Here is a 19821-nt window from a genome sequence, read left to right as displayed (position 1 = left end):
GCTTTTTTATTTATTACCTATAACGCTATTTATGAAAAAATTAATATTGTTGTTTTTTTTAATAACTTTTTCACAATTCGCGTTTTCTTCTAACTATTATTTTTCTTATCAATCACAGGCGTCTTCTGCTTGTGGTGGTACTAATTTAAACTTAAGTAATAGGTCATATTATTACGCTCCTAATACTGATTACTGTTTTTGGCGGCTAGATGCCGCTGTCACTGGTGCGACAGTGAATCTAACCACGGGCGTTGTAACTTGTCCTTCTGGTATGACATATGAATCATATTCTTGTGTTTCTCAAAATATTGTTTGTCCGCCCGCAGGTGAACAGCGTCGTATTCAAGTTCAAACGTCTACTAGTTCTGGTGCCGCCGTTATTTTTCAGGGTGGCGCCAATCAAAATGCCGTGTTTAATCAATGTAAATATGATTTTCTTGTATCGGCTACTCAAGGCCCTAATTCGGATTGTTACAAGCAAGGCACTATTACTTATTGCAATGTTTACGCGACTTCTCTTGGTGTAACGGATGTTGTTTCTCCGCCGGCTCCTGTTGTTTCCCCCGCCGACGTGGCTATCCCAAAATCAACTAAAAACGGTTGCGTCAATGGTGTTGGTACTGACGGCAAGATGGTCGAGGTTTGTGCTAGCCCTTCGGTTCCTGGTACAGCTGAGATTAACGGTGTTCCGGTTCATGTGCGTCCTGATACTACCGAGATTAATGGTGTTCCCGTGACGCCGACCAGTCCTAAGAATTGCGGCACTGTTAACGGTCAATATACATGCGTCACTACTCAGGCCAATGGCACCTACGGCACCAGTTCTGGTGGAACCGTGACTTATTGGAAATTTCGCCCGGATTCTTCGTCGTCCGAAACCACCGTTACCAATCCCGACGGTTCTGTAACTAAGACTAAAACCACGACCGATAACGTGATTGGCTCCGTTCCACTGGTTGAAACAACCACTACGACGACCGGCGGATCGGTCACCAAAACCACGACCGGTGGCCAAGTCGGTAGCTCTGCTCAAACCGATAGCGCCGCGTTGCAATCGATTGCCAAGGGCGTTTCTGATCTGGGTAAGGGGATGGATTTATCGACCGTCAACAAAAATACCGGCGATACCGCCACGAATACCAAGGCTCTATTGGATTCCTTGAACGATTGGAAGTCCGGCACGTTTACCGGTGACGGTCACAGTGGCGATTCAGCGCTGGGTGATGCGATTGCCGCTGACCAGGCGGTTGCTACCAACGCCTTGAGTTTGGCGAATTTTCCCAACCCGTTTACTGACGCTATTCCGGTGCCGGTTGATTTCTTTCCTGGGATGTTGCCGTCTGCTAATTCTTCGGCGTGTTCGAGTTCCGGGATTCATCAACAAGTGATGTCGAAATGGGATTTTGATTTCAACCCATGCGAAAAACTGCTTCCACTTCGTGAAGTATTGGCGTGGGCTTTTTCGATACTTGCCATGCTCGATATTTTGAAAATTACTTTTAGAGGTCAAACTTAATGCCTGCTTTATTTCTTGCGATATTCAATGCTTTGGTTTCGCTAGCGGTTTCTGTCGGTTCGAAACTCGCGTTATTTGCCGCGCGTCGGCTTCCGGTGATTATTGCCGCGACCGCTTTACTGGTGGCGATTGCGACGGCTTATATTCTGTCGATGAAAAGCTTGGCTTTATCGTTACAGCAAACGATACCGGATGTCGTGATTCAAGTTTGGACTTGGGTAATGCCTGGTAACGCTATTCCGTGCTTGATGGCGGTTTTGACTGCGCGGTTGATTCGCTGGAGCTATCAACGTTACGAAAAGCTGGTGGTATTTAAGGCCAAGTCGGTCATGTCTTAACGTTACGTGTTACGGATAAGTTTATGATTCCCGCGCCTACCTTTTTTGACGTGCTTTCCGATCCTGTTTTTTGGTTGTTCGCCTTGGCCGTTTTTCTTTGGTCGTTTTTTATCGTGCCGAGGTCGTTCTAATGCCAGGCTGGATTATTCAAGGTGTGCGAGGCGAAGGAAAAAGCCTTTGCGCTGTTGCCAAAGCCCGCGAATATCTGTTACGCGGTTGTCCGGTCGCTACCAATCTGGATTTGTTTTTAGACAACCTATTGCCGCCCGACAATCAATCGCATGTCTATCGTTTGCCCGATAAACCGCGCTTCGAAGACCTGGCGTTATTGCCGCCGGCTCATGATCGCGGCTACAAAGGTGAAGACAAGAACGGCTTGATCGTGCTCGACGAATTGGCACTTTGGATGAATTCCCGGAGTTGGAAAGAAAAGGGCAGGGCGGAGATGATCGACTGGCTACTGTTGTCCCGGAAAGATCACTGGGACTTGATTCTCCTTTGCCAGGATCACAACATGATCGATAAGCAAGTGAAGACCACGTGTTGTGACTATCTCGTGCAAGCGTCTCGCTCCGATCGCAAGAAGATTCCGTATCTGGGCGCTGTTCTGGAGTTCTTTTTCATTTCCGGATACTTTCCGAAATGGCATCAATACGACGTGTATTACGGCCTGGCCGCGCTCGAAGCCCGTGTGGACTATTGGCGGTTTCGCGGTAACGACCTTTACGACGGTTACGATACCAACCAGCGTTTTACCGATGGAACCGAGGTCATGGGGAAAGAACTGGTCGATATGCGGGCGACGTTCTCTTATTTGCCGGCGTCTTACCTTTCCGGCCGGGTGTATACCGACCGGCTGTATTCACAAATCAACGACATTCACGAATCGATTCAAGGGGCCGCTATGGCAAAGGCAAAAAACCGCAATTCCGACAACTCCAAGGTTAAGGCGTATTTATTGCTGGCGCTGTTGCTGGGTTTCCTGGGTTGGCGTTACTTGTTACGCGATACATCGCCGGAACAACCGCAATCCGCGGCTCAGCACCCGACCATCTCGCCAGCCGGTAACGCTGACGACAGCGACAAAGCACCGTCGAGCGCACCGGCGACCGCTAAAGTTTCAATGGCCAATGACAAAGATGCCGGCCCGTCTGCGTTCCTTGATCGTCTGATTCATTCGTACCGTCCCCGCCTGGCCGCGTTTTTGTCGGCGAAGGATGCCACCGGGGCCGACGTGTTTACCGGCCTCGTGGAGTTCTATGAAGGTTCGAACCTGGTCGAGCGCTTCAAGATCAGCGAGCTAAAAGCCTTTGGCTGTGCTGTGACTGTCCGCCCGTATGGCGTGGATATTGTCACCGCTGCCGGCGTGTATCCTGTCACCGCCTGGCCGCGTCCGGCGCAAGCCGGCAACGAACAGATCAAGCCGGCCTTGAGTTCGCAACCGTTTAAACCGCAACCGCCGCCGGAGTCGCCGAATTTGTCCGTGATATCGTCTCTGGGGAATCTACTACCGACGTCCACCCAATAACCTTACTCTCGCCCGGTTCGCCGGGCTTTTTTTTGTCCGTGCCTTTCCTATCTGAGCGCGTGAGTGTTTTGGGGTTTTGTTTTTTTAGACCTTAACCCCGGCCGGGCGTGATGGGGGTTTTGGAGGGGGTGGTTTTTTGGGCGTTCTAAGGTTTTTGGGGTTTTGCCCCGCAGGGCCGCGCTTTTTCGTGAGCAAATTTCCCGCCGGCTGACCTTTAAGATTATTGTTATTTGTAACGAAATTGCTTGACACCAATAACGTTATATGTAACAATAAATCATCACTACCGGAGTTCGCCATGAAAGACTCAACCGACTTGACTACCGTTGACATTTTTCCCGCCGCTAAACGTCGCGGCCGACCATCCACCGGCAAGGCGAAGACCAACGCGGAACGCCAGGCTGATTTTCGCAACCGTAAAGCCTGGAGCGGTGGCTCTGATAACAACGGCCATAAATCATGTCATTGGTGGTTAGACTATCGGCGTTTTTCTGAACTTGAATGCCTGGCTAGTTATCACGGCTTGACGCCGCAAGCGATGGTTGAACAATTGATTCAAGCCGCCGACAAACAATTACGAGGCCAACTCGGTGAACGTCAGTATTTCGACTACATTGATAAAAAGTTACACGTAACGGAAAAAGAGCAGGGGGCTTTATGATTCAATTACCGCCAGTTACTGAAACGCTATTGAACGACGCCGCGACCGCTGCCGGCCAAGCGCCGCTTGCCTTTTTAGATAACCTGTTACGAGAATACCTCGAAGATCAGGCTGACATCCTCGCCGCTCGCCAAGCCTTGCTTGAACCCGGTGAAATCAGCCTTTCTGACCTGTGCTTGAAATATGACCTATAGCGTTGTCTTTAAGCCCAGCGCCGAAAAAGCCTTCTCTAAACTTCCGAAAGACGTACAGCGGCGTCTTTATGCCGCCGCCCTTGAATTGTCCGAAAATCCCCGCCCGCCAGGCTTTAAAAAGCTTCACGGCGTTGATGATCTTTATCGCGTTCGGATCGGCGACTATCGCTTGGTCTATACCGTTGAAGATCGCCACCTAAAAATACTGGTTGTCGCCGTCGGCCACCGCCGCGACATCTACCGCTAACCCCGTTTCATGCAGTCCGGCCAGCGAAGCCAGCCGGACGCCCGCACGGGAACACGCCTCGAACAACCCCGCCACGCCACCTAACAAAACAAACCGGGCACTACAAAGCCAGGCTTCCAACGTTCCGGCTGATGGGATTTCGCGCCGGCCGAAGGTTTCCCGGCAGAAGCGCCGCCTCGAACTTTCGACACAGATAGGAGACCTTTACCGGCGCGAAGCACCGCGCTAGCAGCGCGGGTGAAGAATTTCACCGCTGGCGGTTTTTGATTTTCTGGACGGCTTCGCCGGCCAGGCCTTTCCAACTGCGAAGGCGGACTAGTTCCGCCTGAAGCCTGTTGATTTCATCGGCTTGGTCTCGCCACAAGAGTAGCGACTTGGCCGACCACAGATGGGACTTGTATTTCAGCTTGCCACGGGTAAAGACGAAGCCGTCCCAGCCTTCGACGCCGACGTTCTTCCGATCCCACAAAAGCAAAACCCGCTCGGCGAGCGGGTTGCCTTCCAAATCAAACCGGCGAACCTCCTCGACGCTGACGCCGAGGATCTCCGCCGCGCGTTCCTCGTTCAAGCCGACGCGGTTCCAGCGCACGTGATAAAACGAAGACTTCCGTTTAGCCATCTTTTTGACTCTCTCAGGTTAAAAAGCCACTCTAGGCAAAAACTGAGCCGACGGCTTGCACGGCGTTTGACTTCGCATAATGTATATTATGTTAAATAATAACTATTCAGTTCCGCATCCCATATCTGTGGAATACAACGATTAGTTATTTTTCTTGTTGAGTTCGTTTCGCAAGGCTTCTTCCGAGATTTCATGATATAGGCTGGCGAGTTCTGCTATTAATTTTTGATACTCTGAATGGTGCTTTAACATCGGCATCATCATTCGCGCCTCGGATAATAGTTGCTCGAAATGCATAATCTCGATTTCATTTAATGTGTCGCCAGCAGAAACCCGCTTTTTGATGGTCAAAGCATATGGAATCGACTCCTTTTCCAGTTGCTCAACGTAGGCTGTGATAATGCCAATTTCATCGGATGACGAATACATAGGATTTCCTAAAACGGAGTGATGACAAAACCGTCAGTGTTGTACAGTTGAGTTTTTTTGATGCTGCTAATCTGTATTCAGACGAAGACCAGATGGTCTAATGCTCCTCCTTCGGCCAGTCTTCAAATATAGCGCATTCATAACTCATTTAAACCGAGGCGATCAGTAAAAAACACGGAAACGGAATTCGTTGTAGTGTCCAGTAATTTTTTAAATCAGCGGTTTTTCCGATGGTTTATTAGCCGTTATCCTGCTTTTGAAGGCAATGATGACGCAATAATTCGTGCAAAAAAAAAGCCTAAGTCGTTAAACCTAGGCCTTTAATCTGTCTGGTAGCGGGGGCAGGATTTGAACCTACGACCTTCGGGTTATGAGCCCGACGAGCTACCAAGCTGCTCCACCCCGCGATTGATTTGAGCAATTATACAGGTATTTACAGACATGACAAGTCTTTTGTCAGATGAATGACATTTGTGGTCGAGCCAGTTTCGCGCTGCCCTCGTTAAGTCGCCAATTCCGGTGGAAAAGACGTCACTGGGTTGGCAAAAACAGTTTGACTTCGGCAGCTATTATGGCAAAGTTAGCTGACAACCTTAGCGCTACTGCGGGAATAATCGTCTCTCGCGTGTATTCAAAAACTAAACGACTGGCTTCGTCCGTCCTATTCCTATTTATCCATGACCACAGACACTCTCCCTATTTTCGGTCGCGGCAGTCAACCGTCAGAACCGGACGGCGCTGAATTCGACTATTTGTCCATGCCGAATGAGATGCTGACGTATGCAATGCCGCGGATTTCAACCAGCCTCAATTCGCCAGCTCTCTCAGCGGCGCGACAACTCTCCATACAACTTCAAGCGAACTTGGACAACTTTCCGGCTGCCGGAAATACCATCGATTTACTGAGCTTGGATGACGAAAATCGCCAATTCATTGACGAACTGCTTGGTGAGGGCGAGGTCGCGGTGTTGATTGACGGAGGCGCCAACGGCCGGGTGCAGGAATCGATATTGGCCGGCGTTTGGCGCTTACAGCATCGCGACTCACTTGGCGGACTGGTCAAGGATAGTCTCGAAGTTGGCGCATTCCCACCATCGGTGGCGGAAACGGCTTTCGCCGGCGCGGCTCCATCGCTCGATGTAAACATGGCCGCTTTGCCGGAAGGCGTCATGAACGCGCCGCCGTTGATCGCCGAACTCAACGCTCACATCGCGAGCTACCAATCCGGCCATGACGCGCATGTAATCAACCTGAGTTTGCTACCGCAAACCGAACAGGACCTGGTCTTTCTTGACCAAAGTCTCGGCCGCGGTAAAGTGACGATACTGTCGCGCGGCTACGGCAATTGTCGAATAACCGCTACTGCTACGACTTACGTCTGGTGGGTGCAATACTACAATTCGCAAGATACTCTGATACTCAATACCTTGGAAATTTGCGACATTCCTAGCGTGGCCCAAGCCTCAGCCGAAGATATTGCCGATAGCAGTCAACGCTTGCGGGAAATCGTCGGAGCATATTCGTGAACGCCTCATTTTTCGGTGGAGCCTACGGCGGCGATTGCGGCACCCTGCCCGCCGACGCCCGACTGGAATGCAAAATCTGCTGGCACGTTTACGATCCTGCCGACGGCGATCCGGAGTCGCAAACGCCTCCCGGCACGGCCTTTGCCGATTTGCCGGCACATTGGACCTGCCCTCAATGCGACAGTCCTAAGCAAGGGTTTCTATTACTGGCCGAATAAATGCTTACCCCAGACGGAGAATCGATCCGTTGCGCGCTGACTGCAACGTTCGAGAATATACTAGCAAGCCGAATGCGGGAATTACCGATTATAAATCCGCTATTAAGCGTGCAAACCTCGGCATTGCAACGTTACGGCAACGAGTGGCTCGGTATATTAATCACGCCGTGGAGCATGAATTTGACAATGCTGCCGATCAGTTGTGACGACTGGGATTACGTACCGGGCGCTGCGTTCGAACGCCGGTTCCCCTACGGCAATTACCGCTTTTTGGTCAGCCATGCCGACGGCGTTGGCCCTTATGCGTTATGCTCGTTGTTTTCCCCAATGTTCGAATTTGCCGATCAAGCCGCCGCGCAAGCAACCGCCGAATCGGCATTGCTAGCCTTGCTTGCCGGCCCGAAGCCGCCGTCTCTGAGTCGGCGCGACTGGTTGCGTGGCGCATGGTCGGAGAACGCGGCGTCGTGACACCCGCCGGCCGCATCGATATTCATTTAACCGTTACTGGCGAGAGCATAAGCGGCGTTCGCTTAGCATCCAGCCGCCCGATTGCGGCAACTCAGATTCTACACGGCCTGTCGGCGCGGGAGTTGTTGCATACGCTACCAGTGTTGTTTTCGGTGTGCGGCAATGCTCAGGCTTATGCGGCCCGACAAGTTTGTCGGGCCGTTTTGGATCACCCAGAGACCATAGCCAGCGAATCGGCCCGCCAAATATTGGTTCTCGCCGAATGCATGCGGGAACTGGCTTGGCGAATTTTGCTGGATTGGCCAGAGGTCTTGGCCGAAAAAGCCGAGAAGGCAGCGATGGCAACCCTGTTGCGGAGCGACGACCAACTGAAGCGCATACTGTTCAAGGACGGCGACGCCTTTAGTTTAAGCAGCACGGCCATCGCAAGTGGAGACGTCATCGAACTACTCGATGATCTGCGATACACGCTGGATAAGGCCGTATTCGCCGGCAGTTTGGCAACTGTTTTGCAAATCGCCGACTTCGAGGACTGGAAAGACTGGTGGCGGTACTGTCAGGCCCCCGCCGCTCGGCTAATGCGCGAGATCGTCGATTTTGGATGGGCGGATTTGGGGCGAAATTCAGTCGAACTTCTACCGCCCTTGCCTGCGGCCAAGCTGGCGACGGAGATCGGTGAGGCTCCATCGGAATTTTGCCGAGCGCCACGGTGGCAAGCCCGTTGCTGGGAAACCACGGTGCTGAACCGGCAATCCGCCAGCCCGGCGATTGCCGGCTTATCTCAACATTACGGCAATGGTTTGCTAGTACGAATCGCAGCCAGATTGCGCGAGCTGGCGGAATTGCCGATTCGAATGTTGGCATTGACTCAACATTTGGGCGATACCAGCATCATTCCACCGCCTTTCCCGGTGGCCGATGGCTTGGCCTTGAGCCAAGTAGTTGCCGCGCGTGGATTGTTGCTGCATCGATTGGATCTGCGCCAAGGCCGGGTATACGATTACCGGATCGTGGCGCCGACCGAATGGAATTTTCATCCGGACGGCGTCGTCGCCCAAGGATTGTATCGTTTGCACGGCGATAGTGGGATGCTTAAACGGCAAGCCTCACTTTGGATAGCAGCCATCGATCCGTGCGTGGAATATCGATTGGAATGGGATTACGATACCGACGCTCGTTAAGCCGTATGCCGTATGCCGTATGCCCCGTTTGATCGGCTGTTGCAGAAGTTCTCCGGTCGAAGCCTTGTCCTGTCGTATGAATGAATCATGGTCGGGTTTCGGAATCCTTTATTTTTAGTTGTTCGAGATTTCAACGGATTAACACATGCATGAAATGTCGCTTTGCGAGAGCATTTTGCAAACCCTTGAACAGCAAGCGTCCATTCAACAGTACCGCAAGGTGAAAGCCGTTTGGCTGGAAATTGGCGCGCTGGCCGGGGTAGAAATCGAAGCCTTGCGATTTAGTTTCGACTTGGTAGTCCGAGGCTCTTTAGCGGAAGGTGCCGGGTTGGAAATAGTGACGGTACCCGGAATGGCTTGGTGTCTGCCCTGCGGCCGAACCGTCGAAGTTCAGCAACTTTACGACGAATGCCCTTTTTGCGGCAGTCATCAATTACAGGTGACCGACGGTCATCAAATGCGCATCAAAGAACTGGAGGTAGAATAATGTGCGGCGTCTGCGGCTGCGGCGAGGGCCTAAATCACTCGCATGACCACGATCATCACGAGCATTCTCATACATACGGCCACGGTCACGGAGACGATCACAACCACGACCACGACCACGACCACGACCACGACCACGACCATCATCACTTGCATCATCCCGCGGAGAGTCCGGAGCACGCGCACGCCAGCGGCTTAACGCCGGCGCGGATGGTACAGATCGAACAGGATATTCTGGCGGGCAACAACCGCTACGCCGCGGAAAACCGCAACTATTTGGCTGAGCGCGGCATCTTGGCGTTGAATTTGGTATCCAGCCCCGGTTCAGGCAAAACCACGCTGTTGACCGAAACGATAGAACGCCTGAAAAGCCAATTCGCTATCGCGGTCATCGAGGGCGACCAGCAAACCGCGCGAGACGCCGAACGGATACGCGCCACCGGTGTCAAGGCTCTACAAATCAACACCGGTAAAGGTTGCCATCTCGACGCTCACCGAGTCGGCCACGCATTCGAGCACTTGCAACTCGAGCGGCACAGTCTGTTGTTCATCGAAAATGTCGGGAATCTGGTTTGCCCGGCGGCCTTCGACCTCGGCGAAGCTCACAAGGTGGTAATTTTGTCGGTGACCGAGGGCGAGGATAAGCCGATTAAGTACCCTGATATGTTTTACGCGGCCGACTTAATGCTATTGAACAAGATCGACCTACTGCCCTACCTGGATTTCGACAGCGAGCAGTGCATACGCTACGCCAAGCAAGTTAATCCGAAAATCAAAGTGTTGGCCGTTTCCGCGAAAACCGGCGAAGGCATGGACGGTTGGTTGAAATGGCTACAGGCCGAATTGACCTTGCAACATATCGAATACGCGTAAACCCGCCGCCTCTCTGGTCAAACCGCGCGGCTGTCCGGCCGGGAAGAATTCAGCGCAGTTTTTCGCCGACGATGGAGCCGCGCACGTTCTCGGCGCTGTCAAGTTCCTTGACCTGTTTGCGCATTGCTTCCGATTGATCGACCTGGGCGTTGGCGTTGCGCTCCAGTGCCTTCACTTCGGCGGCCCTAAGCGCGGCCTCGTGTTGGGCTTTTTCCCGCAAGGCTTCTTGTTCCTTTTTAGCTTGGTAATCGGCTTCTACTTCTTTCAGCCTTTCCAACGCTTTGGCGTTACGCTCGGGGTTGCTGATTTCAATATCCACTTGTTTTTCGGCGGACTTGTTCCGACAAGGTTTGGCTTGATAGGTGATCTTACCGTTCTCGCTACACTTGTACAGTTCGGCGACCGCTAAGTTCGGCAACACAATTACTAAGGTCGGAATAAGAACAAAATACACGCTTTTCATTAGCGATCTCCTGAGCTTTAAAATGGCAAAGTATAGGCCAATTTCAACGCTACCGGATTGGCTATGCGGCAGAATACGCACCGCACTTTTTACCGTTAATTAATCTGTGTTATGTGACAGATCCTGGTTCCGTGATTTGCCTTGTTTTTTGCAAGTCTGTCGGCTCCACAACAACGGCAAACGGCCGCATCTTGCGGCTTTTAAATTAAGCGGCCCCATTTTTGCTGGACGGTGATGCCCCGCCACCGATACCGGGATTGGCGAGAGCCAATGCCGCCGCTACTTAAAATCCATGACTGTAAGAAACTTAACCGATAGCAATGCGTATTGGAGCGACTCGCTAGCCGCGGAACTGCTGCGATTTTTGACTGGTCGGATCAAGTGTCCGGACATCGCGGCCGAATTGACTCACGATACCTATCTTGGCTTGCGGCGAGTCGTCGAGCAGCAAGCACCGGAGAATACGCGGGCCATGGCATTTAGAATCGCCATGAATCTGGCGGTCGATTATCAGCGTAAAATGATGGTGCGTGACCGTCACACCGCCGAGGAGGCGTTCGATACAATCGCCGAAACCGTCGCTTGTCCCGCCTCCAGTACCGAACGTGTTCTGATCGGGCGCGAGCGTCTGCAAGCGCTTCATAGCGCATTAGTCGAGCTGCCGTTACAATGTCGAACGGTCTTTCTGCTGCATGGTGTCGAAGGCCTCACCTATTCGCAAATCGCCGAGCGCTTGGATATCTCCAAGTCCTTGGTGAACAAACTGTTGGCACAAGCGATGCATCACTGCGCGAACCGTTTGGCCGATTGACCGGCCGCACCACAACTACTCTCCGCCTATCCTAATCTCAGCATGTCCGATTCCTCCGACGCGCTTCCCGATACTTCGCCTAAACAACAAGCCTTGAATTGGCTGGTCAGATTGCGCGACGACCAATTGACCGACGCCGATCTGGAAGACTTCGCGATTTGGTTAGCCAGCGACCCCGCTCACGCCGACGCGTATAACCTAGCGGAAGCGCTTTTCCACGATATGGTTCTAGCGGGACGTGAACAGCCACGACCGAGCAGTGCCGCCCCAATTTCGAGTACACGTCCTTTGATGCGCTCGGTCGCTCCCAAACCTCGCAAACACCGTTGGCGCCGGTTACAAGGCGTCGCGGCCATCGCCGCGGCCTGGTTACTGGCAACGCAGTTGATTCTGCCGCGTCAGGCCCACTGGCTGGACGCGCTGCTTAGCGACTATCGTACCCAAACCGGCGAATTGCGCGATATCCGCCTAAGCGACGGTAGCCGGCTGATGTTGAATACCGACAGCGCGATTTCGGTCCAGTTCGATGCCGGGCTGCGCCGTATTGTATTGCATCACGGTCAGGCCAGTTTCAGCGTGGCTCCGGACAGCACGCGACCGTTCGAAGTAGCGGCCGCCGATGTGACCGTGCGCGCCCTGGGAACGATATTCGACGTCTATAAAACCGACGCCGGCTTGACCCGAATCGAAGTCAAGGAACACGCCGTCGCGGTCAGCGCCGGCCGCGAGACCAAACTCGAAGTCGCGGCCGGTCAGGCCGTCGAACTGCGAGAAGGCCGGCCCTTGGCGGCACCCGCCCCTGTGCGGCTGGATCAATCCGGCGCGTGGCGGCAGCGTCGCCTAATCATCAACGACAAGCCCTTAGCGGAATTGGTTGCCGAATTGGAACGTTATCGTTACGGCAGGATTTTTCTTAGCGATACCGAATTGGCCAGGCAACGCGTCAGCGGCGTGTTTGCCTTGGACGATCCGGATAGCGCGCTGAAAACGCTAACCTTGGCCTTGAATTTAAAATCGTCTCGGCTAGGACCGTTTTGGACGGTTTTACATCATTAATCCGCTTACTCTCCCGCTTGCCGCTGGGCGCGCCCCACGCCCGATCACCACGATTACGTTCCCGCTTGCACTTAAGCCATGACTGCAATGTTTCGAATAGTGAGTCGGCGAAATCCTGTTCATCTTGGCGCTTGTGTTGCTCTCGGATATTTTTTTGTTTTTTTCGTAGTCGATTTTCTCGCTCGAACGACTTCCTTATTGAAGACAGTCATTTTCAAAACAGGAAGACGTTTGAAACACCGACCCGCACCCAGCCGCAGCTACCACTCAGACCAAGTCGCCACGCCGGCCACAGGCGTCGACAAAGTCGCTTTGCTGTGCGTGGTCACTTCACTGAGCGGCGCGATGGTTTGGATACCGGTTTTGGCCGAGCCGGTCGGATTCGACTACAACATACCCGCTCAGTCGTTGAACGACGCGCTGATCGAGTTCGCCGCCAAGTCGAACCTTGAATTGGTATTTCCGGTTGACGACTTGCGCGGCCTGAGCGCTCCCGCACTGAAGGGACGCATGAGCGTGGAACAAGGGCTACGCACCCTATTGCAAAACAGCCGGTTGACATTCCGCTTTCTGGACGCCCGTACGATCACGCTCGAGACCGGGGAGCGCCCCACCAACCCGCGACGGGCTCCGGTTGCGTTGCCGCCAGTCACGGTCATCGGCAAACCGATTGCCGAACCGGCCGACGATGTCGCCTCGTATACCCTCGACCGAATGCAGAGCGCCACATTGACCGACACGCCGGTGCGACGGATTCCGCAAACAGTCGCCGGCGTTACCCGCGACCTGCTGGACGACCAGCAAGCCGTCACGGTCAGCGAGGCCTTAAGCAACGTCAGCGGCGTGGTGGCGCGCAATCCCTTGTATTCGCCGGTCCTGGAAGGGACGCTCATTCGCGGCTTTCCCTCCGAGCAACTGCTGGACGGCTTTACCCAGTATTACAATCCCGGCGACCGGGAAAGCACGATTAACGTTGCCAGCCTGGAAGTGCTCAAGGGCAGCAACGCCCTGCTCTACGCCGGCGGCTCGGGCGCCCCGGTCGGCGGTGTCGTGAATTTGATTTCCAAGCAAGCTCGGCCCGAGGCTTTCGGCGAATTCGGCTTCCGAACGGGATCTCACGACTACTTTCAACCGAATTTCGATATCAATCAGCCTTTGCATAGCCGGGTTTGGCTGCGGATGACCGGTGAATTTACCGATGCCGGCAACCGCGTCGATGCGGTCGAGACCCAGCGTTACAACTTGAATCCGGCCCTGACCTTCACCGACAACCATCGTAACAAGCTTACCTTGCGCGGGAAATTGTCGCATTGGCGGCAAACCGAGTATCAAGGCTTGCCGGCCACCGGCACCTTAGCCGGCCGGTTTCGGCTCCCACCGGACAGCTTTATCGGCCCGGCCGATGCGCCCCAAAGCCGTTCGGACAGCCAAGCGATTTGGGGCGAGTTCGAGCATCGTTGGGATAAGCACTGGACGATCACGCTGAAAAGCCGGGTGTCTCGAGCCAGTTTCGATCAGCGGGTGCAAACGCTATTCGGCGACGATGGCTTTATAGCCGATCGGCCGCTGAGCGCATTGGGAGCGTCGGCATGGGGGCTGGTTAACGCCGAGCTGTATCAACGCCAACGCGAGTTCAGCGTGCTCGGCTATCTGACCGGAAAGTTCGCCTCGGAAAACAGCGAGCACACCTTGGTCATCGGTGCCGACCGCGGCGAACTCGACGATATTGGCTTCGTCGGCGCCGATTTGGCGAATACCGGTTTGGTGGATCTTGCCCAACCCAACTTCGGGTTAAGGTATGCCGTCCCCGAACCGGCGCAGCCAAACCAGTTTATCGGTAATCTGACCTACGGCGGCTATCTGCAATGGCAGGGCAGTTTTTACAATCGGCTACATTTGCTGGCCGGCTTGCGTAGAGGGAAGGTGTCCATCGATTTTCGAAACACCGCGAGCGGCCGCTCGACCAGCACCGACGCCGAGAAATGGTTGCCCCGGTTGGGCGTCGCCGTCGACATCGGTTCAGCCTGGACCTGGTTTGCCGGTTACAGCGAAGGTATGCGCGGCCAGCCCTTCGTCGAGTTTGCCGATACGCCGTTGCCGGAATTGGCGCGCCACGTTGAGACCGGTTTGAAATTCGATATCGACGGTACTTGGCGCGGCCAACTTGCCGTGTACCGAATCGACCGCGAACGGGTGGCGGTGCCGGATGGGAGCGACGCCTTGCTACGCTCGACCGCCTCCGGCGGTCAAAGCGCCGAGGGCACGGAAGCGGACTTGAATTGGCGGTTATCGGAAGGGCTGGATTTGCTTGGCAATTATGCGTACACGTTGGCGCGCTACCAGGACGATAAAGCCGGCGTTCCGGCCGGTAACCGTTTGCCTCAGGTGCCCGACCAGGCCGGGCGGCTGTGGTTGAATTACCAACTGCCGGCGTCCTTGCTACCCGGTTGGCGAATCGGGGTTGGCGTGAATTTAAGCGCGGGCGCCTATTTATCCAAGGACAACCGCTTCAAGACCTCCGGCTACCACTGTGTGGACGCCAGTCTGGGGTACGAAACGTCGGCATGGAAATTGGCGGCCACCGTCAAAAACCTTAGCGGCGAACATTATTATCGACCTTTCGATTATTTCGACGGCCGGGTCGCACCCGGCGCGGATACCGAACTGTATTTCAACATCGCGTACCGCTATTAGGTCGCCTGAACACACGGAGCTAAAGGACGGATCACTTAAGGAACTAGAGTGAAGCCGCCGGGACCGGCGGCAAAAACGCCACATCCGCCGCGAGACGGAGCCGGAAAACCACGGATCTTTGGACCAAAAGACCGCCGGGTTGCCCGTACTGCCATGTTCGCTTCCAGCGCCGGACCGAAAACTCGGTCCGGCGTTACGGGAAACGTGCGCCTTGCGGCCAGACATTTTCATTATTTCGACCCTTTAAGGACATGCCATGACACAAAAACACAGTTACCGATTGCAACTAGCCACCGCCGGTGCTCTTTCCATCGCGATGTTGGGCGGATTTCTCGCGCCTGCCAGCGCTGAAGCCGCGCTCGTTACCGGCAGCGTCGGCATTTCAATCGACAACGCGGCGTTAGCCGCCGTCACCGGTGGTTGGCGGATCGATAGCTTCTTTGATGCCAGCTACAACCAGATCGCCATTACCGCCGATACCGTCGGCGGCGTTGCATCGGCCATCGACATGACGCTACCGATCAACACCAATTTCACCACGACCAGTTACGCCGCCGTCAACCGCACGCTGCAAGCGACCACGATGGAGGTCGGTAACACCGCCAGCGGCCAAATCGGTCTCAGCGGCGGCATGCGCATGTCGGTACCCGGCACCAGTAGCGGCTCATTGACACCTTACGATTTTCGTCTGCAAAAAATCGGCGGCGTGTGGAATCTGGTGACTTACGACCAATTTTTCTCGGGCACCACGTTTTTGCAACTGACCAATACCAGCGAAACCGTGAACGCCGGCGGCGAACTGACCTTGAGTGGCGACCTGATTTTTGGAAGCGGCAGCAATAAGTATCCCAGCCCATTCGGCCTGACCTGGGGATCGTTCCTGGGGATTTCCGCCACCGACGCAGTCGTCGGCAGCCTTTCGATGAACCTTCCGGCGGCGGTACCCGTGCCAACCGCCGTCTGGTTGTTCGGTAGTGGTCTGATTGGCTTGGTCGGTGCGACGCGCCGTAAGAACCTTGCGGATTAAGCCAACCTTTTTGCTGGTTCGATCAGAGCGCCGCGACAGATTGTGCCGGCGCGGCGCTTGCTCAACGTTTTTTACAGGAATCGCGATGCCTATTTTGCCTTTTTACCGAATCCGCCTCGGGCTACCCTTGGTTGCCGCGTTGGCGCTGTCGCCGAATGCGATGGCCTTGGTTCTAAACGCGCCGAACTCCGGCACGTTTACAATGAATCTGGACGCTGTCGCGCTGGCACCTTACGCCGGTGGCTATTACCTCAGCACATATTGGGACGCGGTGGCGGCCGACCCGACCGATCCCGCCAATAGTGGCGGCGCCCTGGTCGGCCAAGTCGCTACCGCCGAAATTCCGGCGCTGAACCAATCCTTCACGATTACCGCGATCGGCGGCGATATTGCCGGTCAAGCCGCGCAACGCTTTCAACAAGCCACGTCGGCGGACTTTCACATCGATACCGAAAACCTGGCCGGCGGCACCGCCGGTCAAGTCGGTTTGGCGGGCGTCCAAGGCTTCTTCGCGCCAAACTACCCACCCAACGGCGCCGGCTTGGTCAACGGTGATTTCGCGGTACGTTTCGATGCCGCTCGCCAAAACCATGGTGGCAGCGGTTGGTATCTGGACAACAATATTTATTTCACGATGGCGGTTTACGACTTCAGCAACCTAAGTATTAGCTGGATCGATGCCGATAACTGGCAATTTAGCGGCGATCTGGCGATGTCGCCGGAAAATGCCAGCATGCTGAGGGGCAGCGCGCTGGCCGATGTCGGCGACTTTTGCTTAGGCGCGGGCAGCTTTGCCGGATGCGGTCAAGTCAGCGCGGTTCCGCTGCCCGGTGCCATTTGGCTGTTCGGCACTGGCTTGGCGGTTCTGGGTGGCAAGGGCCGCCGAATGACCATATTCGGTTCGGAGGCTAGCCATGTTTAAGCGCATCGAGCAGTCAGTAGCGCGCTGGTATAGCGCGGCGGCGATAGCCGCGTTGAGCGCCGGCATGCCGGCCCTGGCCAACGCAACCGCGCTGCACGCCGATTTGGGCGGCACGTTTACGACCCAATACGACCGAGAGGCCTTGGCGGTGCTGGTGGGCGGCAGCTCCAGCGCGCCCGGTGAGTTTCTGGTCGCTTACTTCGACACGACGCAATCCGACTACACCCAGTTCAGCGATTCCTACTTCTATCTCGGCAATACCAGCAGAACCGAAATTCCGGCGGTGAATCTGGTTCACGACATCACGCCGGTCAGCGCCGTCAATCCGAGTGGTCAGGCCCAAAATCGCTACGTAAAAGCGACGACGCCCAATTTCGCCATCGATAGCGAAACTCTGACCGGAACCGGTAGTCTGGGCATGACCGGCGTGGAATTGTTTCGCGGCAACTACAACGGTTCGCTGGTGACTGGCGACTTCAGCTTGCGTTACAGCGTCGCCAACCGGCAAGCCGCTTGGGACGACTTGGGACAGGCCGGCACACCGGGCGGCTGGTACCTGCAAAACAACATCAGCTTTAGCATGGTGTTGTTCGATTTGGCGAATTTGAGTCTGATAATCGCCGACGCCAATAACTGGCAATTGAGCGGCGACTTGTTGATGAGCCCGGAGAATGCCGATTTTTTAGGCGGTGCCCGCCAAGCCGATGTCGGTGACTTTTGTTTGGGTGTCGGCAGTTTCGCCGGTTGCGGTCAAGTGGCCGCCGTGCCGGTGCCGGCGGCGGTTTGGTTGTTCGGCACGGGATTGATTGGCTTGACCGGCATCCGCCGGCGTGGAGTCAAACGATGACCGGCGGCCGTCTCGATCCGATCACGGCCGCGTGCATGCTGCTGCTGGGCGCGCAAGCGCCGCTGGCAAATGCAAACGCCGTGACTTACCAACAGTTCGTTAGTGTGCAAATGAACGTCGATGCAGTCGGCCGCAATGTTACCGGCGACGCCGCGCACGAGCCGACCATCGCCCAAGACCCCAATAACCCCAAACGATTGGTCGCCGGCTGGAAGCAGTTTGCGACGGTAGCGTCCGGTAACCGCCAAGGTGGTTGGGCTTACAGCGACGACGGTGGGCTATCCTGGCATTTCCCCGGCGTTGTCACGCCGGGCGAACAGCGCACCAATATCATGGTGGACGTTGATTCGGCCGGCGATTTCTACTATCAAAACCTCCACTACGATGCAACCGGCAGCTACGCTCAAGACGTTCAGGTCCTTAAGTCCACGGACGGCGGCATCAGTTGGGGCGTACCGGTCCACGCTTACGGCGAAGGCGCCGATAAGGGCCGGATCGGCATCGATCGTAGCGGCACCTCCAGCGACGGCCACGTCTATCTGGTCTGGCGCGAGGGTCTGGACGACCGCCGTTTTACGCGTTCCAGCAATGGGGGCGTTAGCTTCGAGGCGCCGGTCGCGATTCCGGAGAGTCCGGCGTTCGGCACGATCGCGGTGGGCCCCGCGGGTCAAACCTATGTCAGCGGCCGTAGCGAGGATGGCGAATTGGTCGGCGCCAAATTGATATTCGGCAAGTATCTGTTGGCGACCTCGCTGAACGCCCGCGATCCCGACGCGTTGCCGAGTTTCACGACTCAACCCGTCGATATGGGCGGCTCGCCGGTCATGTTCCAGTTTCAGAACAATCCCAATCAATACGGTCCGCCGGGAGATCTCCAAGTGAATGTCGATCAGTCCGACGGGCCATTACGCGGCAATATTTATTTGATGTCTTCGGTCGATCCGGCCGGCGCCGATAACCAGGATGTCAAATTCATTCGCAGTAGTGACGGTGGTCTGACTTGGTCCGCGCCGGTGAAAATCAACGACGACACACCGCACAAGGACGCCTACCAGTGGTTCGCAATGCAAGGCGTGGCGCCGAACGGCCGGATAGACGCGGTCTGGTACGACACCCGCGACAATCTGCGGCCGGCGCTGTCGCGCTTGTATTATTCCTACTCCTGGGACGGCGGCCTGACCTGGAGCAAGAATCGGCCGGTGACGCCGGTGTTCAACACCCACATCGCCTATCCGCTGGGAGCGCAAAAACTGGGTGATTACACTCACTTGGTTTCGGACGCATTGGGTGCTCACGTGGCGTATTCGGCGACCTATAACGGCGAACAGGACGTCTATTATTTAAATGTGTATCCGGACTGTAACGATAACGGCGTCTCCGATGTCAGCGACATCAAGTTGCGTCTAACCGGCGACACCAACGCCAACCATCTGCCCGACAGCTGCGAGAACATGGTCGTACCCGGTGACCTGGACGCCGACAAGGATGTGGACAAGCAAGATCTGAACGCCCTGCTCGCGTTACGTAACCGACCGGCGCGCGGTAGCGAAGACCCAGCCGATCTGGACCGGAACGGCGTGATCAACCTGCTGGACGCCCGCCGCCAGGCCCTGCTCTGCACCAGAACGCAATGCGCCATTCAATAAATTAAACCTAAGCGATCACGCTACTCGAGCGCGCGAAAAACGCGCTCGAGTAGCAAGTCTATCCAAATCGG

The 19821-nt window shown here is 55.2% G+C and carries 22 protein-coding genes, 1 tRNA gene and 1 riboswitch; of the genes, 19 read left to right on the top strand and 4 right to left on the bottom strand.

Annotated features, from left to right (window positions below; all coding sequences use genetic code 11):
- The first annotated feature begins 31 nt into the window (after positions 1–31).
- The 6 genes from ACQE3D_RS11770 to ACQE3D_RS11745 all read left to right on the top strand — a co-directional run bounded on the left by ACQE3D_RS11770 (position 32) and on the right by ACQE3D_RS11745 (position 4484).
- Complete coding sequence (locus ACQE3D_RS11770; RefSeq protein WP_313727835.1) at positions 32–1516, top strand: hypothetical protein; 1485 nt, start codon at positions 32–34, stop codon at positions 1514–1516.
- Positions 1516–1854: a DUF5455 family protein gene (locus tag ACQE3D_RS11765; RefSeq protein ID WP_313727836.1), complete on the top strand. Its 339-nt coding sequence runs from the start codon at positions 1516–1518 to the stop codon at positions 1852–1854. The genes ACQE3D_RS11770 and ACQE3D_RS11765 overlap by 1 nt, the downstream gene beginning before the upstream one ends.
- Positions 1855–1984: 130 nt before the next feature.
- The gene (locus ACQE3D_RS11760) at positions 1985–3382 is read left to right on the top strand and encodes a zonular occludens toxin domain-containing protein (protein WP_313727837.1); all 1398 of its coding nucleotides are present in this window, start codon (positions 1985–1987) and stop codon (positions 3380–3382) included.
- Between the two features lie 298 nt (positions 3383–3680).
- Positions 3681–4043, top strand: coding sequence for a hypothetical protein (locus ACQE3D_RS11755; RefSeq protein WP_313727838.1), 363 nt, complete (start codon positions 3681–3683; stop codon positions 4041–4043).
- On the top strand, positions 4040–4237 hold the full coding sequence (locus tag ACQE3D_RS11750) for a hypothetical protein (RefSeq protein WP_313727839.1): 198 nt from the start codon (positions 4040–4042) through the stop codon (positions 4235–4237). The genes ACQE3D_RS11755 and ACQE3D_RS11750 overlap by 4 nt, the downstream gene beginning before the upstream one ends.
- A complete protein-coding gene (locus ACQE3D_RS11745; protein ID WP_313727840.1) occupies positions 4227–4484 on the top strand; it encodes a type II toxin-antitoxin system RelE family toxin in 258 nt (85 codons plus the stop codon). The genes ACQE3D_RS11750 and ACQE3D_RS11745 overlap by 11 nt, the downstream gene beginning before the upstream one ends.
- Positions 4485–4731: 247 nt before the next feature.
- Here the strand turns inward: ACQE3D_RS11745 and ACQE3D_RS11740 are convergent, their stop codons facing one another.
- The 3 genes from ACQE3D_RS11740 to ACQE3D_RS11730 all read right to left on the bottom strand — a co-directional run bounded on the left by ACQE3D_RS11740 (position 4732) and on the right by ACQE3D_RS11730 (position 5939).
- On the bottom strand, positions 4732–5052 hold the full coding sequence (locus ACQE3D_RS11740; protein ID WP_313727841.1) for a hypothetical protein: 321 nt from the start codon (positions 5050–5052) through the stop codon (positions 4732–4734).
- Positions 5053–5244: 192 nt separating this feature from the next.
- On the bottom strand, positions 5245–5532 hold the full coding sequence (locus tag ACQE3D_RS11735; RefSeq protein WP_071156846.1) for a hypothetical protein: 288 nt from the start codon (positions 5530–5532) through the stop codon (positions 5245–5247).
- A 330-nt stretch (positions 5533–5862) separates the two neighbouring features.
- A tRNA-Met gene (locus ACQE3D_RS11730) sits at positions 5863–5939 on the bottom strand.
- A 456-nt stretch (positions 5940–6395) separates the two neighbouring features.
- On the opposite strand from ACQE3D_RS11730, the gene ACQE3D_RS11725 reads away from it, so the two are divergent.
- The 6 genes from ACQE3D_RS11725 (at position 6396) to hypB (ending at position 10284) form a co-directional block, all read left to right on the top strand.
- A complete protein-coding gene (locus tag ACQE3D_RS11725) occupies positions 6396–7058 on the top strand; it encodes a hydrogenase expression/formation protein (protein ID WP_254786722.1) in 663 nt (220 codons plus the stop codon).
- Entirely contained in the window at positions 7055–7276 is a 222-nt protein-coding gene (locus ACQE3D_RS11720; RefSeq protein WP_064027576.1) for a rubredoxin, read from the top strand. The genes ACQE3D_RS11725 and ACQE3D_RS11720 overlap by 4 nt, the downstream gene beginning before the upstream one ends.
- Positions 7277–7744 carry a [NiFe]-hydrogenase assembly chaperone HybE gene (gene hybE / locus ACQE3D_RS11715; protein WP_064027578.1) on the top strand — a complete coding sequence of 156 codons (468 nt, stop codon included), beginning with the start codon at positions 7277–7279 and terminating at the stop codon, positions 7742–7744. It begins immediately after the preceding gene.
- On the top strand, positions 7720–8925 hold the full coding sequence (locus ACQE3D_RS11710) for a Ni,Fe-hydrogenase I large subunit (protein WP_313727842.1): 1206 nt from the start codon (positions 7720–7722) through the stop codon (positions 8923–8925). Before hybE ends, ACQE3D_RS11710 begins: the two co-directional genes overlap by 25 nt.
- A 145-nt stretch (positions 8926–9070) precedes the next feature.
- Positions 9071–9412, top strand: a complete 342-nt coding sequence (hypA, locus tag ACQE3D_RS11705) for a hydrogenase maturation nickel metallochaperone HypA (protein ID WP_071156854.1) — start codon at positions 9071–9073, stop codon at positions 9410–9412.
- A complete protein-coding gene (gene hypB, locus ACQE3D_RS11700; RefSeq protein ID WP_313727843.1) occupies positions 9412–10284 on the top strand; it encodes a hydrogenase nickel incorporation protein HypB in 873 nt (290 codons plus the stop codon). Before hypA ends, hypB begins: the two co-directional genes overlap by 1 nt.
- A gap of 49 nt (positions 10285–10333) precedes the next feature.
- On the opposite strand, the gene ACQE3D_RS11695 is transcribed toward hypB, so the two are convergent.
- Positions 10334–10747, bottom strand: coding sequence for a hypothetical protein (locus tag ACQE3D_RS11695; RefSeq protein ID WP_071156858.1), 414 nt, complete (start codon positions 10745–10747; stop codon positions 10334–10336).
- Between the two features lie 292 nt (positions 10748–11039).
- Between ACQE3D_RS11695 and ACQE3D_RS11690 the strand changes: the two genes are divergently transcribed.
- From ACQE3D_RS11690 to ACQE3D_RS11660, 7 genes are all read left to right on the top strand, one after another.
- A complete protein-coding gene (locus ACQE3D_RS11690; RefSeq protein WP_281023288.1) occupies positions 11040–11558 on the top strand; it encodes a sigma-70 family RNA polymerase sigma factor in 519 nt (172 codons plus the stop codon).
- A 42-nt stretch (positions 11559–11600) separates the two neighbouring features.
- Complete coding sequence (locus ACQE3D_RS11685) at positions 11601–12614, top strand: FecR family protein (protein ID WP_313727844.1); 1014 nt, start codon at positions 11601–11603, stop codon at positions 12612–12614.
- A gap of 231 nt (positions 12615–12845) precedes the next feature.
- Complete coding sequence (locus ACQE3D_RS11680) at positions 12846–15308, top strand: TonB-dependent siderophore receptor (protein WP_313727845.1); 2463 nt, start codon at positions 12846–12848, stop codon at positions 15306–15308.
- Positions 15309–15375: 67 nt separating this feature from the next.
- Positions 15376–15455, top strand: a riboswitch (cyclic di-GMP riboswitch).
- Between the two features lie 109 nt (positions 15456–15564).
- Positions 15565–16335, top strand: a complete 771-nt coding sequence (locus ACQE3D_RS11675) for a hypothetical protein (RefSeq protein WP_313727846.1) — start codon at positions 15565–15567, stop codon at positions 16333–16335.
- A gap of 85 nt (positions 16336–16420) precedes the next feature.
- Entirely contained in the window at positions 16421–17257 is an 837-nt protein-coding gene (locus tag ACQE3D_RS11670; RefSeq protein WP_313727847.1) for a hypothetical protein, read from the top strand.
- Positions 17250–18104 (top strand): VPLPA-CTERM sorting domain-containing protein, encoded by an 855-nt coding sequence (locus tag ACQE3D_RS11665; protein WP_313727848.1) that lies wholly within the window; start codon positions 17250–17252, stop codon positions 18102–18104. Before ACQE3D_RS11670 ends, ACQE3D_RS11665 begins: the two co-directional genes overlap by 8 nt.
- Complete coding sequence (locus ACQE3D_RS11660) at positions 18101–19750, top strand: sialidase family protein (RefSeq protein ID WP_313727849.1); 1650 nt, start codon at positions 18101–18103, stop codon at positions 19748–19750. Before ACQE3D_RS11665 ends, ACQE3D_RS11660 begins: the two co-directional genes overlap by 4 nt.
- Positions 19751–19821: the final 71 nt, after the last annotated feature.

This window comes from Methylomonas sp. MS20 (genome assembly GCF_050275925.1).
GTDB classification, from domain to species: domain Bacteria; phylum Pseudomonadota; class Gammaproteobacteria; order Methylococcales; family Methylomonadaceae; genus Methylomonas; species Methylomonas koyamae_A.
This window is presented reverse-complemented; position numbering and strand designations above follow the sequence as displayed.